The organism is Buttiauxella sp. S19-1 (genome assembly GCF_022134725.1).
GTDB classification, from domain to species: Bacteria; Pseudomonadota; Gammaproteobacteria; order Enterobacterales; family Enterobacteriaceae; genus Buttiauxella; species Buttiauxella ferragutiae.
In genome coordinates this window covers 1-2926 of sequence record NZ_JAHWLU010000214.1, presented here as the reverse complement: position 1 = coordinate 2926, position 2926 = coordinate 1, and the positions used below count along the sequence as shown (strand labels likewise).

Genomic DNA, 2926 nt, shown 5'->3' with positions numbered 1-2926 from the left:
GTGGAAAATTCAGACACTAAGGTGAGGATAAATAATATCAGTATCCCGCCCAGCGCCAGGTACCCCAGCAGTGGGTGGACAATAAACGCGATAAACAAATAAACCGGAGTCCATGGAATATCCAGTAGCGCAAATAAGCTGTTACCGGAAAGAAACTGACGAATTTGGTCTAATTCTGCCAACGCTTGCGCAGGGTTATTTTCGCCGGTTGCGACTTTGCGTTTAAACGCCGCATTAAAGACTAACTGGCTTAATTTTACATCAAGTCTGTTGCCCAACCGGACCATCACACTGGAACGGGCAGACTCAATTAACGCAATCACGATATATAAGCCGACAATCAATAACGTTAACATCAGTAAGGTTGTGGTGTTTTTACTCACCAGAACACGGTCATAAACCTGCAACATATAGATTGCCGGCGCCAGCATAAGCATATTAATCACACAACTAAAAAACAGCAGCGTAATAAATGTGGGCTTCGTTCCCTTTAACGCATTCTTCAGTTCTGTTGGCGTATGCTGGCGCGACATAGTCTTCTCCTTACGCGATCAGTGAGTTATTGCCGTTGTTTGCGGCAAAGGTGTTCGGTATTTCCAGGATAAAATCACCAATATTGACGGTGGTGGCGTTGATGCCAACTAACGTGATGGCATCAGTACCAACGGTCACAATGGTGTTGCCATTGCTTCCGTTAATGACCACGCTGCCGGCAAAAGTATCGGAAGTGATGCCCAGCAAACTCAGGTCGAGGTAATCCTGCCCGCCATTGGCATTACTGTCGAAACCGGTAATACGGTCTTGCCCGAAGCTTGCGCTGAAGGCGAAGATGTCGTCACCCGTACCGCCGTCCATGTTGTCATTGCCAGCCTGACCATTAAGGATGTCGTTGCCGACGCCGCCAGCCAGCACATCAGCACCCGCGCCGCCAATCATGACGTCGTTGCCATTGCCGCCTTGTAGGTTGTCGACACCGTCACCACCATCGAGGAAGTCATTTCCTTGCCCGCCCAGCAACTGGTCGTTTCCGCCCATGCCGAACAAGAAGTCGTTGCCGTTGCCACCGGTGATAGTGTTGGAAAGGGCGTTCCCGGTGCCGATGAAACTGCCTTGCCCGGTGAATGTCAGATCTTCAACGTTATCGGTTAAGTCGTAGCTGCCAAGGTTGGTCTGGACGACGTCCGTTCCGCCATTCACCTCTTCAATGACCATGTCGCCAGCATCATCCACGATATAAGTGTCGTTTCCGGCACCGCCAGCCAGGCTATCGGCACCCAGGCCGCCATCAAGACTGTCGTTACCTGCATCACCTTGTAGGGTATCTTGTCCCGCTTCACCGAACAGGTTGTCGTTACCCACACCGCCGGCTAACAGATCGTCGCCTGCACGACCTTGCAAGGTGTCGTTGCCACCTTCACCACGCAGGATATCGCTCCACGCGGTTCCGACGAGGGTGTTCCCGGTATTCGTGCCAACAATAAGGTCGCCAATAGGCTGGGTGGTGGAAGAGGTCAGGACAACAGGGGCGTTGCCTTCATCATCAACCACGGTCACCACCACCTGCAAAGTCCGGCCAACCATCCCCTGGCCTGGCGTGTAAGTCGCGGCAGTGGCACCGGCAATATTGGTAAAGCCGTTCCCGTTACTCATTCGCCATTGGTAGCTAAAGTTACCGCCGCTCAGGCCGTCAGCATCAGCAATACCGGAGACAACGGCGGTCAGCGTTATGCTCTCTGTTGGCGTTAGGTCGTTGATAACCGGAGTACCGGTGGTTGCTTGATCTCGTGGCATCACAGCCTGTGTTTGCCCGGACACTAAGGTTTCAGCATCGCCCATTCGGTCGTTGAAACTGGCAACCACGCGCAGTGGCGCACCCTGAATGGTTCCAGGAACTCTGAACTCTGCGCCAACTGCCTGATTCAGCCATGTGCCACCGACAAATGCCTGCCATGTCAACGTCATCGCCACATTCGCCGCCAGACCGTTGCCATCCTGCAAGTTAGCGACGTTAACCCGCAGCAGATCGCCCACCTGTGGCGTAGCACTGCTGATGGTGAGATCGCCGACGCCCTGTTGCGCCGTGACCCATAACTGCTCACCGTTACCAAACTCCAGTTTTTCGATGTTCAGCAGGCGGTCAATACCATCATTGAGATTCAATGCGGCATTCGGGGTGGCGTGGTCGACTCTGAGGCTGCCATCCGCCATGCGGGTAAAGGCGTAGTTGCTGCTGACATCGCGGTACACCGCAACATCAGTTTCACTGCCATCACCTTCTTGGAGGATTTCGCGCACAATCGAGAGCTGGTCGGGCTTTAAGGTACCGTTGAGCATGTAGGATTTCAGCTCGTTCATGCTGTCGGCACTGGTCACACCCGGCATCCCGCTGACTGCGATTCGCACGTTCAGCCACGCATCACCATCAATGATGTCGTTACCTTCTTTACCCGTCATGCGGTCGCTACCGCCGCCACCGAGTAAAATATCGCTGCCATCATCAGGGTTAAACAGCACCGCATTGGGGTCAGCGGAGTGTTCAACACCAAGAATGCTCTGTAGCCCGGTGATCCTGTCTGCACCTTCCTGGGTCAGATTATTGGAGAGCGGGGCGCCCTGAACTGGCGCGGTGCCGATAGGGCGTTCTGTCCCGACTAAGACATCGTCATGTTTCCATCCCGATAACCCTTCAACCAGGTCGAAACGGTCGCGCAGAATAAACTCTTGTTGGTTGACGAAAATTGGAATACCGAGGTCAGCGTTTGCGCCGTTCGTGTCGCCTTTATGGATTGCCCAGTCGAAACCGGCCATGCCATTGTTGCGCTGAATCCCCGCACCTTGAACCATGATGTCGTCGCCGGCTTCGCCATCGTAGTCAGTGTCGTTACCCTGGCCGTTCAGTACGTCGTGGCCGATAATCGTGCTGTTG

Annotated in this window: 1 protein-coding gene and 1 pseudogene; both read right to left on the bottom strand. The window is 53.9% G+C overall.

The annotated features are described in order from the left end of the window. Nucleotides 1-533, bottom strand: a pseudogene (locus tag MES37_RS23935) (type I secretion system permease/ATPase); the annotation flags it as partial. A gap of 10 nt (nt 534-543) precedes the next feature. Beyond that, nucleotides 544-2926: calcium-binding protein (locus tag MES37_RS23930; RefSeq protein WP_443107962.1), on the bottom strand; the 2383-nt coding region annotated here is incomplete at its 5' end.